The sequence below is a fragment of the Ligilactobacillus animalis genome, from assembly GCF_009933595.1.
Taxonomy (GTDB): Bacteria; Bacillota; Bacilli; order Lactobacillales; family Lactobacillaceae; genus Ligilactobacillus; species Ligilactobacillus animalis.
In genome coordinates this window covers 1,760,123-1,775,991 of the sequence record NZ_CP047141.1, presented here as the reverse complement: position 1 = coordinate 1,775,991, position 15,869 = coordinate 1,760,123, and the positions used below count along the sequence as shown (strand labels likewise).

At 40.3% G+C, this 15,869-nt stretch carries 11 protein-coding genes, 3 pseudogenes and 1 riboswitch; of the genes and pseudogenes, 9 read left to right on the top strand and 5 right to left on the bottom strand.

What is annotated here, in order from left to right; translation table 11 throughout:
* The first annotated feature begins 8 nt into the window (after positions 1-8).
* From GSR62_RS08765 to GSR62_RS08755, 3 genes are all read left to right on the top strand, one after another.
* Positions 9-1,766: a glycoside hydrolase family 13 protein gene (locus GSR62_RS08765; RefSeq protein WP_010688411.1), complete on the top strand. Its 1,758-nt coding sequence runs from the start codon at positions 9-11 to the stop codon at positions 1,764-1,766.
* Positions 1,767-1,831: 65 nt separating this feature from the next.
* Positions 1,832-2,779, top strand: coding sequence for a Dyp-type peroxidase (locus GSR62_RS08760; protein ID WP_035446928.1), 948 nt, complete (start codon positions 1,832-1,834; stop codon positions 2,777-2,779).
* Between the two features lie 101 nt (positions 2,780-2,880).
* Positions 2,881-4,650 (top strand): alpha amylase N-terminal ig-like domain-containing protein, encoded by a 1,770-nt coding sequence (locus GSR62_RS08755; RefSeq protein WP_010688409.1) that lies wholly within the window; start codon positions 2,881-2,883, stop codon positions 4,648-4,650.
* A gap of 168 nt (positions 4,651-4,818) precedes the next feature.
* On the opposite strand, the gene GSR62_RS08750 is transcribed toward GSR62_RS08755, so the two are convergent.
* The gene (locus tag GSR62_RS08750) at positions 4,819-6,273 is read right to left on the bottom strand and encodes a C40 family peptidase (RefSeq protein WP_066023644.1); all 1,455 of its coding nucleotides are present in this window, start codon (positions 6,271-6,273) and stop codon (positions 4,819-4,821) included.
* Positions 6,274-6,856: 583 nt separating this feature from the next.
* Here GSR62_RS08750 and serC point away from each other — a divergent pair.
* Together serC and GSR62_RS08740 are read left to right on the top strand one after the other, a co-directional pair.
* A pseudogene (serC, locus tag GSR62_RS08745) lies at positions 6,857-7,923 on the top strand (3-phosphoserine/phosphohydroxythreonine transaminase).
* 125 nt (positions 7,924-8,048) lie between these two features.
* Complete coding sequence (locus GSR62_RS08740; RefSeq protein ID WP_066023643.1) at positions 8,049-8,624, top strand: uracil-DNA glycosylase family protein; 576 nt, start codon at positions 8,049-8,051, stop codon at positions 8,622-8,624.
* Positions 8,625-8,748: 124 nt separating this feature from the next.
* On the opposite strand, the gene GSR62_RS08735 is transcribed toward GSR62_RS08740, so the two are convergent.
* A complete protein-coding gene (locus tag GSR62_RS08735; protein ID WP_010688405.1) occupies positions 8,749-9,282 on the bottom strand; it encodes a folate family ECF transporter S component in 534 nt (177 codons plus the stop codon).
* A gap of 58 nt (positions 9,283-9,340) precedes the next feature.
* A riboswitch (THF riboswitch) is annotated at positions 9,341-9,445 on the bottom strand.
* Between the two features lie 283 nt (positions 9,446-9,728).
* On the opposite strand from GSR62_RS08735, the gene GSR62_RS08730 reads away from it, so the two are divergent.
* Complete coding sequence (locus tag GSR62_RS08730; RefSeq protein WP_066023642.1) at positions 9,729-10,382, top strand: HD domain-containing protein; 654 nt, start codon at positions 9,729-9,731, stop codon at positions 10,380-10,382.
* A 345-nt stretch (positions 10,383-10,727) separates the two neighbouring features.
* Here the strand turns inward: GSR62_RS08730 and GSR62_RS08725 are convergent, their stop codons facing one another.
* From GSR62_RS08725 to GSR62_RS08715, 3 genes are read right to left on the bottom strand one after another with little or no spacing between them, the layout of a single operon-like run.
* Positions 10,728-11,528 (bottom strand): metal ABC transporter permease, encoded by an 801-nt coding sequence (locus tag GSR62_RS08725; RefSeq protein ID WP_035446940.1) that lies wholly within the window; start codon positions 11,526-11,528, stop codon positions 10,728-10,730.
* Positions 11,528-12,187 carry a metal ABC transporter ATP-binding protein gene (locus GSR62_RS08720; protein WP_010688402.1) on the bottom strand — a complete coding sequence of 220 codons (660 nt, stop codon included), beginning with the start codon at positions 12,185-12,187 and terminating at the stop codon, positions 11,528-11,530. Before GSR62_RS08720 ends, GSR62_RS08725 begins: the two co-directional genes overlap by 1 nt.
* Positions 12,188-12,203: 16 nt before the next feature.
* A complete protein-coding gene (locus GSR62_RS08715; protein WP_066023641.1) occupies positions 12,204-13,070 on the bottom strand; it encodes a metal ABC transporter solute-binding protein, Zn/Mn family in 867 nt (288 codons plus the stop codon).
* Positions 13,071-13,370: 300 nt separating this feature from the next.
* Between GSR62_RS08715 and GSR62_RS08710 the strand changes: the two are divergent.
* The 3 genes and pseudogenes from GSR62_RS08710 to GSR62_RS08700 form a co-directional block, all read left to right on the top strand.
* Positions 13,371-13,763, top strand: a pseudogene (locus GSR62_RS08710) (Rpn family recombination-promoting nuclease/putative transposase); the annotation flags it as partial.
* Between the two features lie 159 nt (positions 13,764-13,922).
* Positions 13,923-14,557: pseudogene (locus tag GSR62_RS08705) on the top strand (IS607 family transposase).
* A complete protein-coding gene (locus tag GSR62_RS08700; protein ID WP_066023640.1) occupies positions 14,532-15,686 on the top strand; it encodes an RNA-guided endonuclease InsQ/TnpB family protein in 1,155 nt (384 codons plus the stop codon). The pseudogene GSR62_RS08705 and the gene GSR62_RS08700 overlap by 26 nt, the downstream one beginning before the upstream one ends.
* Positions 15,687-15,869: the final 183 nt, after the last annotated feature.

Genomic DNA, 15,869 nt, shown 5'->3' with positions numbered 1-15,869 from the left:
GAAAAACAATGGATATTGCAGCAGTTTATCACCGCCCTGACAGTGAAATGGCTTATTTAGGGGCTAATGGAGTTTTTGAGATCCGCTTGAAAGTCAAACACGATGATGTAGCTAAAGTTGAATTGCTATATGGTGACCCGTATGGAACTAAGGTCAATGAAAAAGATGCGGGAGCCTGGGAGCATGAGGCCGTTACGATGGAGAGGGCCTTTATTACTAAGACACACGATTATTTTGTAGCTCGAGTAACGCTACCTTTGCACCGGTTACAGTATGCTTTCAAGCTTACTGACAAAGCGGGCGACCAGTGGCTTTATGATGATCGCAAATTCGTCCCAGCGACGGCGGAAAATATGTTAGCTTTGACCTGTTTTCGCATGCCGTATTTACATGAGATCGATCGGATCGATCCACCTGAATGGGTCAAAGAAACAGTTTGGTATCAGATATTTCCGGAAAGATTTGCCAATGGGGATCTGACCAATGATCCAGCGGGTACCTTACCCTGGGGCAGTGCTGAGCCAACACGGCAAAACTTCTTTGGGGGCGATCTGCAAGGGATCATCGACCACTTAGACTATTTACAAGAGCTTGGGATCACCGGCCTGTATTTGTGCCCGATCTTTACGGCGCATTCCAACCATAAATATGACACGATCGATTACTTTACGATCGACTCGCATTTTGGGGACAAGAAGACCTTTAAATGTTTGGTCGATGAAGCGCATAAACGTGGAATGAAAGTCATGTTGGATGCGGTCTTTAACCATTTGGGCGATTTTTCGATGCAGTGGCAAGATGTGATCGAACATGGGCAAGAATCGCGCTTTGCTTCGTGGTTTCATATCAATGAATTTCCGGTCAGCTATACTAAGACGGATAATGATGAATTTGCTCGTGACCTGACTTATGAAGTCTTCGCTAACACACCGCATATGCCGAAGCTAAACACGGCTTCGCGTGAAGTGCAAAATTATCTGCATGAGATCGCATCGTATTGGATCAAACAGTTCAATATCGATGCTTGGCGGTTAGATGTGGCAAATGAGATCGATCACCACTTCTGGCGGCACTTCTATTCATTGACACATCATTTGAAGCCAGATTTTTATGTTTTGGGTGAAGTTTGGCACAATGCTCAAAGTTGGGTCAACCAACATGAATTTGACGGTGCGATGAATTATCCATTTACAGAAACTTTAAGTGATGGGATAGTAGCTAAAAAGATCAGCCTCAGCGAGATGGCCTCACGGTTGAATGAACAGCTGATGCTCTATCGCATGCCGACAAACCAAGTGATGTTAAATTCGATGGATACGCATGATACAGCCCGGTTGTTGACACTTTGCCAAGGTGATAAAGATCTAGCAAAATTGACGTTGACCTTGATGTTTCTGCAAATGGGTTCACCATGTATTTACTATGGGACCGAAGTGGGGATGGCTGGTGGTAATGATCCAGCATGTCGGGCCTGCATGGTCTGGGATAAAGAGGAGCAAGATCAAAAGATGCTCGCTTTTATGAAAGCTTTGATCAAATTGCGTAAAGACCAACAACCTGTGCTCAGTTATGGCGGTTATGCTTGGCAAGTAGATGATACAGCTCAAGTTGTAAAATTAACACGAAAAAAAGATGCTACTAAGCTCTGTGCGGTCTTTAATTTGGGCGAAAAACCGTATGCGGTAGCCCCAATTGGTAAAACGCTCCTGGAACAAAATTTTGCAGACGGTAAATTAGAAAAGAACGGCTTTGTGATCTTTGAATAATATTGCTTGTTGAATTTAGGATAAAGGACTAAAATTAAAGCGAAGATATGAGGGGGGTCAAATAAATGACAGTTGAACCAAAATTAGCTCAAGATGTTTGGAAAGACGCCGGTAAGCACGTGCAATTCACGGTACTTGAATTAAAGCGTCAAGATCAAAAGCATGAACAAGAAGTGATCACCGCTTTTGCTGATCGTTACCAAGCTATCTTGCGTTCGTTGCATATTCGCGACAATGAAGGTTGCTTACGGGCAACGTTTGGGTTTAGTAGTGATGCTTGGGATTATTTATTCCCTAATGCACCGAAACCAAAAGAGCTTGTTCCATATCAGACTTTGCGCGGTGATAAGTACGAGATGCCAGCAACTAAAGGGGATCTTTTCTTCCACATTCGGGCTAATGATGAAGCGGTCGTTTACGAAGCAATGTCACAATTTATGCTCTTTTTACGTGATATCACCAATGTTGTTGATGAAACGAAGGGCTTTCGTTACTTTGAAGGGCGGGCGATCGTCGGCTTTATCGATGGGACAGAAGCACCCGAGATGGAGTTAGCTTCCCAATACGCTTTAGTCGGGGATGAAGATCCAGAATTTGTCAATGGATCTTATGCCTTTGCCCAAAAGTGGTTGCATAACATGGATTTTTGGAACAAGCTCAAGACTGAAGATCAAGAGAAGGCGATCGGACGACAAAAGTTCAATGACCTTGAACTTGATGACGATGAGAAGTTCAAAAATGCGCATAATGTTGTCTCCAAAGTTGAGATCAATGGTGAAGAACAAAAGATCATTCGGATGAATGTCCCTTATTCTGACCCGGCTTCCGGTAAGACGGGAACGTATTTTATGGGGTATTCACGTTATTGGCAAGTGACAAAATTGATGTTACTGTCGATGCTCAAAGGACATGATTTCTTGTTGTCCTTCTCAGATATTTTATCAGGACAACTATTCTTTATCCCATCCAAGACGGTTTTAGATGAGATCGCTGATGGTGAGTTTACCAAATAATTTAATAAGTTAGTTCAAGCAGTTGAGGTTTTCTTGACTGCTTTTTTTGCGCTATCTGGGCTATAATAGAGTTAAATACTTTAGTTAAAAGGAAGGTTTGTATGGAAAGATCAGCTATCTATCACCGCCCAGCAAGCGAGATGGCATACATGGCGGATAAACAAAACTATCGGTTACAATTAAAGACCAAGCATCGCGATATCACGCGGGTGCGGGTGATCTTTGGGGCACCCCAGATGCTGGTCAAAGATTCAGGTCAAACAGATGCGTGGGAATATGCAACTAAAGAAATGGATAAGCGCCTGCAAAATGGGATCTATGACGTCTGGGAAGTCAAATTGCCGATCCCGGCAACGCGTAAGCTAAAATATGCCTTTCATCTACTCGATCGTGAAGGTAATGAGCTTTTATATGACGCTAATTTGATGCAACTCTATACTCCAAAAGCCGTTCAAGAGATGACGGGCTTTTTGACGCCGTATTTAGTATTGGATGAGACTACGACAACGCCAGAATGGACGAAAAAGATGATCTGGTACCGTTTGATGCCAGATCGCTTTGCCAATGGTGATCAGCAAAAAGATCCTAAAGATACACTTGAATGGGGCCAAGAAGCGGATAAAGCGAAGTTTTTTGGTGGCGATTTGCAGGGGATCATCGATAAGTTAGATCACATCCAAGGGTTAGGCTTTAACGGGATCTACTTAAGTCCAGTTTTTGATGCTTATTCCAACCACAAATTCGATACGATCGATTACTATGAGATCGACCCAGCCTTTGGTACTAAAGAGAAGTTCAAAGAATTGATCGAAGCGATCCATCAACGGGGGATGAAGGTCATGTTAGATATCACGTGTGATCATCTAAGTGATTTCTCGCTCCAATGGCAAGATGTGCGTAAATATGGGGTCCGGTCGAGTTTTGCCAAATGGTTTTTGATCAAGGAATTTCCCGTGCGTTACGTTCCTAGTGAATTACCTGACTATTCTGAACGTTTGACCTATGAGGCTTTGAACAACAATCCCCATATGCCAAAAGTCGATCTGGAAAATCCGGAGGTCCAAGCGCACTTTGGTAATATTTTGACGTACTGGACACGTAACTTTGATATTGATGGTTGGAGCATTGCGGATTCTAATGAGATCCCGGCTGCCTTCAAACGTTACCTGCTAGAAACACTACGTCAAGTTAAGGAAGATATTTATCTTTTAGGAAATACGATCGCTAAAAAAACTGAACATGATGATGTCTTTGCGGGTAATAATTCGATCGATGTGCGTGAATTAGTTGAGGGAACTTTTATCACTAAAAATATTCCACCGACTGAATTGGCCTATGCGCTAAATGAGCATCAATTACGGGCTGATCCAAGTACGCTTTCGGCTTCGCTTTTGGCGGCAGATAGTCCACAAACACAGCGGATCTTAGCCAAGTGTGAGGGCAATGTCCAATTGTTACGTGCAGTTTTAGCATTTATGTTCATGCAACCAGAATCGCCAAGTATCCTATATGGTACTGAAAAAGGACTTAAAGCAGGGACTGAAGCTGCCTTACAGCCATGTATGGATTGGAAAGATGATCAAGCAAGCGATGAGATGCAACGTTTCTTGAAAACTTTACTGGCGATGCGGACGCGTTACAACAATGTATTGTGTGAAGGTTCATTTGAATGGGGCCAATGTAGCAATCAGTATTCTTATTTGAGTTTTAGCCGTCGTTTAGGTGATAAACGCCTATTTGCGTTGTTTAACTTAGGCTATGGGAGCATTAAGATCGTATTGCCACAAAATTGTAAATTATTACTGGGGCAAAACTTAGTTGAACAAGACAAACGTTTAGGGCAAGCAGGTTTTGCGATCGTTGAATTATAGAGTGTGAGAGCTTGGCCGTCAGCACCGTACAAATAACAAAAAATATCAGCATGATGCAAAATACGCATCATGCTGATATTTTTTGTTAGTCGTAATTTATGCCAGATCTTTTTCAGTGCACAAAAAAAACCATGGAGCCTAAACTCACATGGTCTAAAAAGTTATTTTTTAGTTTACGTGTACGGCAAATGATGGCATGAAGTAAGCCATGTTACCGATCTTAACGCTTTGACCTGGTTCTGGAGCAGCAACGAAGCTGTTACCACCTAAGTAGATCGCAACATGGTAAGTTGAACCTGGTGTACCCCAGAATAATAAGTCACCAACTTGTGCTTGGCTAACTGGAATATGTGTACCAGCAGATTCTTGAGCAATCGTGTTACGGCCGATTTGTTTACCAAAGTGTGCGTAAACGTATTGTGTCAAGCCTGAGCAGTCAAAACCGGATGGTGTAGAACCGCCCCATACGTAAGGTGTGCCGATAAATGATTGTGCATAAGCTGCGATCGCACTACCATCAGCAGAAGTTGAAACAACTTGTTGTTGAGGTTGTTGTACTTGCGCAGGTTGTGCTTGTTGTTGCACTTGTTGAGTTTGTTGTGCTGGAGCTTGAGTTTGTGTTTGAGCTGGTGCTTGGTTTTGTGTTTGAGCTGGTGCTTGGTTTTGTACAGGTTGTTGTACTTGTTGTTGAGCTTGGGCAGCAGCTTGAGTTTGTGTTTGAGCTGGTGCTTGGTTTTGTGTTTGAGCTGGTGCTTGGTTTTGTACAGGTTGTTGTACTTGTTGTTGAGCTTGGGCAGCAGCTTGTTCTTGTGCGGCTTGTTGAGTGGCAGCTTCTTGTTGAGCTTGAGAAGCTGCTTGTTCTTGTGCAGCTTGTTGAGCAGCAGCTTCTTGAGCTGGGTCTTTAGCTGGATCATTGATCGTCAATGTTTGACCAACAAGTAAAGTAGCGCCCAAGTTGTTAGCAGAACGTAAAGAATCAACAGTTACACCGTAAGCTTGTGCGATCGAGTAAAGTGATTCGCCAGCTTGTACTGTGTGAGTTGTGTGGTTAGCTGAAACAACAAGTTGAGGTTCTTGAGCTTGTTCTTGTGTAGCTTCTTGTTGTACGACAGGTTGTTCTGTTTGTTGTTGCACTGGTTGTTCAGTTTGAGCAGGTTGTTGTGTTGCTTGAACTGTACCATTGACCCTCAAAACATTACCTGGGTGAATGAGGTAAGCATCTGTAGCTAAGCCGTTCAATTCACGTAATTTTTCAACTGATGTGTTGTATTGTTGTGCAAGTGTCCAAAGTGTGTCACCAGCTTTAACAGTTACATCAGAAGTGTTTTCTGTGTCAGCTTTCTTGTCAGCAGCTTGAGCTGTATTGTTGTTTTCAGAAACTTGAGCATCTTTAGCTGGAACTTTCAATGTTTGACCAGTAACGATCAAGTGAGAGTTTTGGTCGATGTTGTTCAAAGCTTCGATCGCTTGGATAGAAACACCATATTTTTGTGAAAGATCCCAAACTGTATCGTTCTTAGCAACTTTATGAGTTGTATCTGCATTTGCTGTTGCTGTTGTAGCCAAGAATAATCCGGCTGCTCCGACTGTACCGACTAAAAGTTTTTTTGCTGTATGATTCAAAATTTATATTCACTCCTAATAATTTTCAATAATTTCTAAACGACTAACTTCAATTTGACTGATACATTTATTTTAATCCATTTATGTTGCAACCTAATGCAAAAAAGATTACATTTTACCAAATTTTGTAATAAATAACCGCGAAACCTTGAAAATATTGGGGAAATAAATTTATTAAGATTTAGTAAAGATGAATAAAATGTTATAAACGTTGATATAACAAGGCTTTTGGTGAAGAAAGAGCAAAACATTTAAAAAATAATGTTACAAAAATGTTACAAAAAATATAAGCCACCGCAGTGAAGTAAATGCTAGTAAAATTAAAGTTATTTAGATTTAAAAGTGTATATCAAGCTTGAAATGATATTACAAAAAAGTTAAATCGATATTAATTAATGTTACTATCAATAATTATTAATGTTTCTAGTAGATATAGTTTAAATATCTCTTTAAAATCACGGTAAATATTGACTTTTGAGGCGAGGTTCAATAAATTTATTATTATCAATTATTAATTTTTAAAATTAGAGACAGAAAGAAGGTACGAGCTGTGGAAGTATATAATTTTTCAGCGGGACCGGCAATGATGCCACCCGAAGTGGTAGCTCAGATCCAAGCTGAGTTAGTATCCTATCGTGATAGTGAGATGAGTGTGATGGAGATCAGTCACCGCTCAGCGCTATATGAGGAGATGTTTCAAACTGCTAAAGCCGATCTAAGAGAGCTCTTAGCTGTGCCTAAAGATTACAAGATCTTATTTTTACAAGGGGGAGCGTCGACCCAATTTACGACGATACCGTTGAATCTGGCACGGAAGACGAAAAATATTGCTTTTGTCGACACAGGACACTGGTCGCAAACAGCGATCGCAGATGCTCAACTTGTGCCTGAGCGCAAAGTCGATGTGGTCGCTTCAGGCAAAAGTTCCGCTTATAGCCGTTTGCCACATGAGATCACACTGGATAAACCCTATGATTATGTGCATTTGACGATCAATAACACGATCGAAGGGACGATGTATCGCAAGTTGCCTGAATTACAAGGGCAAACGGTAGTCGGAGATATATCTTCAAACATCTTGGGCTATCAACATGATGTCCAAAAGTATGGCCTTTTGTACGCTAGTGCGCAAAAGAATATCGGTCCAGCTGGGTTGACGTTAGTGATCGTTAAAGAATCGCTTTTAGACAAAGAACAGGATCTGCCTTCAATGCTTGATTATGTGAAGTTGATCAAACGTGACTCTAATTTAAATACGCCGCCAGTTTTTCCGATCTATGCGGCTGGGCTAGTTTTCCAATGGCTAAAAAACAGGGTGGCGTAAAGCAGATGCAACAACAAAATGAGGCTAAAACGGCACTCTTGTATGAGATGTTGGATAACTCAAAACTCTTTTTGGGAACGGCGCATGCACCCGATCGTTCGTTGACCAATGTTCCTTTTACAACGGAAAGTAAAGAGCTTGATGAAAAATTCATCACTCAAGCTGAAGCAAATGGGCTAAAAAATATTCGGGGCCACATTTTGGTTGGCGGAATGCGGGCAAGTATGTATAATGCCTTTCCGATTGAAGGGGTAGAGGCACTGGTCGACTTTATGAAAGCTTTCGAGCGAAAAGAACGTCCGATCTATGCAACTACGCTGAAATAAACATGGTATAATATAATTCCTTGGCAGGGGCGCTTTGGCGGTCACGTCAAAGGCTTGGTGTCACGCATTTGTGTGGCACTTTTTTTATTGGTGTGCTAGGCTGGGGATAAGGACAGGTGAACGATATGCAAGATACGATATTTGAAGCGATAAAAAATGATCCCGCGAATAAAAAATATACCGAAGCTGGGATCGATCCATTATATGTAGCCCCAAAAGAAGCCAAGATCTTGATCGTGGGACAAGCACCAGGCAAACGGGCACAGGATACACGGTTGTTTTGGAATGACCCTAGTGGTGACAATTTGCGGGCTTGGATGGGAGTTTCTCGTGAAGAATTCTATCAGTCAAAAGAGTTTGCGATCTTGCCGATGGATTTTTATTTTCCAGGTAAGGGCAAAAGCGGGGATCTACCACCAAGGAAAGATTTTGCTAAAAAATGGCATCCGTTGTTGTTAGAACAGATGCCTGATATCGAACTGACATTGCTAGTGGGAAGTTATGCGACCAAACATTACCTCCACCTTAAAAGTACTACAAAGTTGACCGATGTCGTGCGCGACTATCAGGTATATTTACCAGAGTGCTTCCCGTTAGTTCATCCTTCACCCCGTAACCAACTCTGGCAAAGTAAAAATCCGTGGTTTGCCCAAACGGTCTTGCCAGAGTTAAAAAAACGGGTCCAAGCGATCATAAAATAATGATACTAGGAGCCTCACTATGATCATAGTGAGGCCCTTTGTCGAACATGTTTCCGCTATCTAGCTCAGTTGCTGGTAAAAAATAACCGACTAAGCAGATACTTAGCCGGTGAAATATCAAAAATTAAAGTTTTAAGCGACTATCTAAGCGTGAGACCGCGCGTAGGATCAAGAAGCTGATCGTAGCTTCGATCGGCCACATGATCAGATTTTTTGGTCCGCGGACGCTCAATAGTCCCCAGATCGGTGCTTGATACATCAAATGGATCCATAGCGTGTTGAAGAAAATATTTGAGACAAAGATCTGCACGAACTGATATGTTGCTAGGCGTTGCCAAGAGACCTTTTGTTGGTATAAAAAGGTCCCTGCGATCAAGCCGGCAACAAAGGCACTAAAAGTATAACCGATAAAAAAAGTGCTACCGGTTGAAAAAAGTGTGCTTTTGATCAGATCAGCTAAAACAAGGGCAACACCACCGAGCCATGGTCCCAAAAAGTAACCGATCAAAGTCGTTCCCATAAAACCGAGCCCGAATTTGACTAGATTATCTGAGCCAAATGAGATCTTGGCTAAGACAGTCTGCAAGGCGATGAGCATCGCAGCTAAAGTGATCGTTTTTGTCGTGAGTTTTGGACTTCTCCAAGCTAAATTCGTCATAAAAAAACATCTCCCTAAAATAATTTGGGGGGAGACAAGCACCAGCAATGGTTAGATTATTGGTGAATGCGGAAGATACACGCAGCCAAAATGACGGTTTGGCTTTCTGCTCACGTTCACATTCCGTTCCATGAGCCCGTAACGCATAAATTCCTACCCCTACAAGCGTTGATTTTAGCATTTATTTTTAAATAAATCTACTGGTAAAACACGAACGATAAAAGTTTTTTTAAGTAGAAATATAGTTTAAAAGATGAATAGTTGGTGTAATGGGAAAGTATCTTGTAGAATTAAAGCGAACTGGAAAAACAGGGGGAGATGGTTGGGATAGTAGTGAGTTAGCTAAAAATTGTACATTTCACAAGCAAGCATTTTCTGAATGTTAAAGATTAGGTGGCATTCATTACTCAGCTGTTGCGTTCCTTAAATTACAAAGGAGTTTTTCTATGGAAAATAAAGAATTGGTCGTCAAAAATGCACGCGAATATGTATATGATGCTTTGAATAATGAAGGTAGTGGCCATGATTGGTGGCACATTTTTCGTGTTACTAATAATGCTATCGAAATTGCTAAACATGAAAAAGCGGATATTTATATTTGTGAATTAGCAGCATTATTACATGATATTGCTGATGGAAAATTAAATGAGAGCGAAGAAGCTGGCCAAAAAAGGGTACATGCATGGTTGGTCGATAATGGCGTATCTAGTGAAACACTAGCTCATGTTATGGATATTGTTTCAAAGATGTCATTTAAGGGTGGAAACCAAAAGGAAAATGTTTCTACTTTGGAAGGAAGAATCGTTCAGGATGCTGATCGTTTAGATGCTATGGGGGCGATCGGGATCGCACGGGTAATGTGTTATTCAGGCCACGTTGGGCGTCCGATCCACGATCCGGCTATGAAGCCTAGAGAAAACCTCACTTTGGAAGATTATCGCAATGGTAAGGATACAGCGATCATGCATTTTTACGAAAAATTGCTTAAGTTAAAGGACACCATGAATACAAGCTATGCCACGAAACTAGCGCAGGGACGCCATGAATTTTTAAAAGTATATTTGGATCAATTCTATCAAGAATGGGATGCCAAGCGGTAGTAGTTGGCTATTATCTCATTGAACTGACATTCTAATTTTAAATAAGATCATTATATTTAGTTAGTGATCAAAAAAGTTTTTGCTATACTTGGGATGTTGTTACTTAAGCGCTGGTTAGATGAAAATAATAAGCGTAAGTAGCAAAAATTTTTAACCGTAGTCGTGTCTTCTTGCAAGGACACGGCTATTTTTTTACAAAAAAAGAAGCTCTCTTGCTTGCAGATGGACAACTGGTGCTCAAACGAGCCAATTGGATTCAAGATCGGTATAGCATATTATTTATAGCCGTATTTAAACAAACAGGGTAAGTAGCTCGTATCGACACGTTCTACTTACCCTGTTTATTTATTTTTGATGGTTAGCCCAATGGTCTTTGGCGATCGCTGCCCCATAGATCAGGGCCTCGATCACGGTGATAAAGAAGCTGACTGGCCAATCAGTGAGGTAGCTAAAGTATAGGCCAAGCCAAACACCAGCCAGAATGAAGATGAAATTTAAAACGATCATCTGGTAGAGCCGATGGGCGAAGTATTTTGTCGCCGAAGCTGGGATCGTTAAGAGCACAAAGATCAGTAAAGCACCGACGATCTGAGCTGTAATACTGATCGTTAAGGCGAGCATTACTAAAAAGATGATCGAGATCGTTTTGTTGAAGCGCTGATTGTACTGAGCTCCTTGAGAATCAAAAGAGTTATATGCTAGGCGCTTGAACAAGATCGTGATCGTCAACAATAGTAAGACGCTAAGGGCGATCAAAACTTCGATATCGCTACGGTCGATCCCAACGATGCTCCCAAATAAAATACTTGTCGCATAATTAGCTTGTTTATCTGAGAGTGATAAAAATAAGATCCCAAGCCCTAAGAAAAGGCCGGAAAAGACGCTGATCGAAGCTTCACGCCGTCCGAGCCGTTCACCTGACATCCCGATCAATAAGGCACTAGCCGTAGTAAAAGTCAGCATCCCCGCTAAAGGCGAGATCCCGATAAAGATCCCAAATGAAGCGCCAGAAAACCCGATCTCAGAGAGCGTATGGGTGAAAAAAGATGTTTGGCGTGCTACCACAAAGGTCCCCATAACACTACAGATCAAAGCAATGAAGATCCCTGCAATAAAGGCATAGCGCATAAAATCATAATCAAACATTATTTTTTAGCCCCCTTTTCAAGTAAGACACCAGTTTGATCTTCCAAATGAAGTTCATAGTCGGCGTATTGTTCGATCAGCTCGGGGTCGTGTGTGATAAATAAGATCGTTAGCCCGTGTTGTTGCATGACCTCACGTAGCATTTGTAACAATTCGTGTTTGTTGGTCGTATCTAAGCTCGCGGTGGCTTCGTCTAAGATGAGCAACTTGGGATCAGCACAGAGCGCTTGGGCTAGATAGGCGCGTTGTTTTTCGCCCCCAGAAGCTTTGCCTAAAGGTTGATCTTTGATCCGCGTCAGTTTTGTCTCTGCCAAGATCTGTTCAAGTTTTTCGTTTAAAGGCTTGCGGTTCCAAAAAAAATTGCGCTTTTTGAGACCGAATGCTACGAAATCCTTGATGCAAAGGGGATACTCATCATCAATATTGCGCAATTGTGGTACGTATTGGACTTCATCGCGCTTGACATTAAAGACCGTGTGGACGGTATAGTTGTTAGCTAGATCTTGTAATAAGTGTTTGACAAGCGTTGTTTTTCCGACACCATTTTCACCTGTGATACAGGTCAAACTACCTTGAGGGATCTCAAAGGAGAGGTTGGAGAAAAGCTTGCGGTTGGGGATGGAAAGATCCAAGTTATGCACTGATAGGATCGATTTCATGAATAACTACTTCTTTCTATTTTTGAGTATCTAAGACAGCTTGGTATTCGTCTTGTAGCCAAGTTACGTATGTCTTGTTTTTAGGTAGAGTTTCAGTAACTTTGACGACAGGAATGTTGTTTTCTTTGCAGAGTTCAACGATATTTTTGATCACTGAGCTGTCACTTTGGGTATTTTGGACAAAGAAAGCGATCTTTTTACCTTTGATATCATTTTGCAATTTCTTGATGTCAGAATAGGATGGGTCGCTACCTTCTTCAGTTGCTTTAGCGAAGTGGCTGTTAGCGATCTTATAACCCATCTTCTTCAAAGAATAGTCAAAGACTGGTTCTGAAACAGCTACTTTTTGATTATTGCTGTTTTGTTTGATCTTGTCTAGCGTTTGTGTTAATTTAGCTAAAGTTTTTTTATATTTAGTAGCATTTTTCTTGAAGGCAGCCTTATTTTTAGGTTGCATTTTGCCAAATTCAGTTGCTAAACGGTCAGCGAGTTTTTCCATGGTCGTTGGATCATACCAGAGATGTTCATTTTGGCCTTCCTTGACTTTCATGACATCAGCCACAGATAGATATTTTTTACCATTCAATTTTTTGACCCAGCTATCGTAGCCGGCACCGTTATAGATAACAAGATCGGCTTTGGAAACGATCTTAGCTGTTTTAGTTGTTGCTTCAAAGTCGTGGGGATCAACGTTAGGGCTAGTGATCAATGAAGTGACAATTCCGTGATCGCCTAAGACGGCCTTGGCAGTTTCGCCGTAAAAATCAAGGGTCGTTACGACATTTAGCTTGTCAGATGCAGCAGCAGTATTTTTGTGATCAAAGGTGAAGAATGCTAGAAAAGCACTCACGAGTAAGATGAAACTAAATAATTTTTTTCGCATAATAAATATATCCTCTCTTAAATTGTAATGATTACCATTAACGATACTAACGTTTGAATTTACTACTGTCAAGCGTTGGGAAGCCTAAAAAGTTCTAAATTACGATTAAGTATTTTAAGAGAACACGTCAATTAAACTGTGAGAGCTTTTGAATTACGATTTAAAAAATTCTCGGAAAAATTTTGTCAGAGTTTTTAGTGTTAGATTTAAGTCCATTTTAGTGCTATAAATCCCAGTATAAAGGCAAGTCTTTGGGCTTGAAAAATCCTGCGCACAGATCCAAAATAAGGTCAGAAGGGGATGGGGGATTTGAGTACTTATGAAGAGGCCCTTAAAGCATGGAAATTAGCGGGCTTTAAGGATGGAATGATCTTTTCGTGGATCATCTCAGAGCATAAAGACATTTGTTTAGAGCTGTTGCAACTGATCTTACCTGATTTAGAGATCGTGGACGTTAAAAACATCAAAAAAGAGGATACGCATAAGCAAAATACCGTCTTTCACGGGGCGCGCTTCGATATCTATGCTGCAGACGAGCATGGACGAATGTATGACATTGAGATGCAGGTCAGTGATGAACATAATTTAGGTAAGCGGATCTCATGTTATCAAAGTTATTTGACCCAGCATGCTTTGGGGGCTGGGCAAGACTATAATGACAGGGTTGATACGTATGTGATCTTTATCTGTGATTTCGATTTTTTTGGTGCAAGTTTACCAGTATACACGACTGAAGTATGCGTAAAAGAAAGTGATCTGATACTCGATATAGGAGTGGTTAACTGTTACCAAAAACATAGAAAAATGTGTTATAACAAACCATGGAAAGAAGTAAAAATGTGGGTGGTTATTATGACAATGTTAAAACCGAAAGAAATGGCTGAACGTTTAGGTGTTACAGTCAGAACTTTGCAAATTTAGGATAGTAAAGGTGTGTTAAAAGCATATCGGACTCCCACCAATCGAAGATATTATACTGAAGAACAATATTTAAACTATATTGGTAAATCAGAGTCCAACAAGCGCAAAGTAGTTGCCTATGCTAGAGTATCAACGATAGTCAAAGAGATGATTTAAAAAATCAAATTGACTTTATTAGGCAATACGTTAACGCTAAAGGCGTTGTTTTAGATGAAACAATTACTGATGTTGGCAGTGGGCTTAACTACAATCGAAAAAAGTGGAATAAATTGCTAGAAGAAGTAATGAATAATCAGATTGATACGATTTACATTACTTATAAAGATAGATTTATTCGTTTTGGTTATGAGTGGTTTGAACGATTATGTAAGATACACAATACTAAGATCGTGGTATTGAATAATGTTGAAACTAGTCCAATGCAAGAAATGATTGATGATATGGTGAGTATTGTACACGTATTTTCCTGTCGTTTATATGGTTTACGTAAATATAAGCATAAACTAGAAAACGACAAATCTTTGAAAGGTGGTGAAAATAATGGTGTTAAGAACCCAAAAAGTTAGACTTTATCCAAATAAAACCATGCAGAAAGTCTTAGATGACTTGTGTGATTATCGCAGATATTGCTGGAATACTGGTTTGGCTTTATGGAATGATATGTATGAAGAATCATTGATTTTAGAAGATAAAAAGTTAAAACCAACACAATACAAGGTTCGTGATGAATTGGTTGCAAATAAAGAGGATTGGCAATACCGACTATCTGCACGTTGTTTACAGTTGGCGATCGAAGATTTATCTAAAGCGTGGAAGAACTTTTTTGATAAGGCACAAGTTGATTGGGGTAAACCAAGTTTTAAATCAAAGAAAGCCACTAGACAGGGTTTTAAAACTGACCGTGCCAAGATTATTAAGGGTAAGTTGCGCTTGGATAAACCACATAGAATTAAGAATTGGTATGACATACGCATGAGTGGCGCTAAGTTGTTAACTGGTGAATTAAAAGTTGTTTCAATTTACCGTGAAAATGGTAAATATTGGGCAAGTTTACCTTTTGAAGTCAATATTGAAACAAAGCCTAAAACTGACCATGTAACAGCTATTGATGTCAATGTCGGGCATATCAACTATACGGAAGGCAAAATTAATACATTGCCAGATAATCTAAAACGATTGTATAAGCGTATCAAACATTATCAACGTATGTTGGCTAGAAAGAGTGTTGTGAATGGGAAACGAGCTACTAAAAGTAATAATTATGTTAAGACGAGAGCCAAGTTGCAACGTGATTATCGCAAAGTAGCTAATATCCAACATGATATTATGCAGAAGTTTACAACTCAATTAGTTGAAGAATACGACAAGATCGTAATTGAAGACTTGGCGGTTAAACAAATGCAGATGACTCATGTCGCTTCCAAGGGGCTACAGCGTTCAATGTTTGGTTATTTCAGACAGATACTGAGTTATAAGTGCGATTGGAACGGTAAGAAACTTATCTTAGCTGATAAGTATTATCCAAGCACCCAACGCTGTTCTAAGTGTGGTCATATTAAGACTGGTGAAGAAAAAGTTGGGCTTAATGGCAACTTAAAATATAGAACTAAGCACAACGAATATATCTGTTATGAATGCGGAAATATTATGGATAGAGATGAAAACGTAGTGTTGAATTTATTAGCACTGATATAAAAAATACAGGGGTGGGCTACACCCTTAAACTGTAAGAGTTAGTCACTGTCATTACCCTCTCGTTAGGATATGGGAATACTAATGTTGACGGCAGTAAATAAAATTAGGAAAGGAAAAACTATATAATTCTTTCTAACAATGTAGAAGAATGTACTTAAACTTCTATATTGTTCTACATTTTAT

Excerpts from the sequence above, each read along its gene's own strand:
- GSR62_RS08700 (WP_066023640.1), top strand. The coding sequence starts at position 14,532 with ATGGTGTTAAGAACCCAAAAAGTTAGACTTTATCCAAATAAAACCATG.
- GSR62_RS08760 (WP_035446928.1), top strand. The coding sequence starts at position 1,832 with ATGACAGTTGAACCAAAATTAGCTCAAGATGTTTGGAAAGACGCCGGT.
- GSR62_RS08755 (WP_010688409.1), top strand. The coding sequence starts at position 2,881 with ATGGAAAGATCAGCTATCTATCACCGCCCAGCAAGCGAGATGGCATAC.
- GSR62_RS08735 (WP_010688405.1), bottom strand. The coding sequence starts at position 9,282 with ATGACGAATTTAGCTTGGAGAAGTCCAAAACTCACGACAAAAACGATC.
- GSR62_RS08715 (WP_066023641.1), bottom strand. The coding sequence starts at position 13,070 with ATGCGAAAAAAATTATTTAGTTTCATCTTACTCGTGAGTGCTTTTCTA.
- GSR62_RS08740 (WP_066023643.1), top strand. The coding sequence starts at position 8,049 with ATGCAAGATACGATATTTGAAGCGATAAAAAATGATCCCGCGAATAAA.
- GSR62_RS08725 (WP_035446940.1), bottom strand. The coding sequence starts at position 11,528 with ATGTTTGATTATGATTTTATGCGCTATGCCTTTATTGCAGGGATCTTC.
- GSR62_RS08730 (WP_066023642.1), top strand. The coding sequence starts at position 9,729 with ATGGAAAATAAAGAATTGGTCGTCAAAAATGCACGCGAATATGTATAT.
- GSR62_RS08765 (WP_010688411.1), top strand. The coding sequence starts at position 9 with ATGGATATTGCAGCAGTTTATCACCGCCCTGACAGTGAAATGGCTTAT.
- GSR62_RS08720 (WP_010688402.1), bottom strand. The coding sequence starts at position 12,187 with ATGAAATCGATCCTATCAGTGCATAACTTGGATCTTTCCATCCCCAAC.